The 282-nt window shown below is 70.2% G+C and carries 1 pseudogene; it reads right to left on the reverse strand.

The annotated features are described in order from the left end of the window. Positions 1-282, reverse strand: a pseudogene (locus KI686_RS17725) (potassium-transporting ATPase subunit B); the annotation flags it as partial.

Here is a 282-nt window from a genome sequence, read left to right on the forward strand (position 1 = left end):
TCTCCGGCGGCCTCGACCGCGCGTCCCGACATCGCCAGCACGTTGCGCTGCACCAGCCGGTCCATGCCGGCGATGCCGATGGCGCTGAGCAGGGCGCCGATCGTGGTCGGGATCAGGCACACGAGCAGCGCGATCAGCACGGGGATGCCGACCGGCGAGGCGACGTAGCCGGCGAGCGGGTTCAGCGCCAGCACCACCACGAGAAACACGATCGACAGGCTCGCGAGCAGGATGTTCAGCGCGATCTCATTGGGCGTGCGCTGCCGGTTCGCGCCCTCGACG

This window comes from Polaribacter sargassicola (assembly GCF_021991835.1).
Classification (GTDB): Bacteria; Bacteroidota; Bacteroidia; order Flavobacteriales; family Flavobacteriaceae; genus Polaribacter; species Polaribacter sargassicola.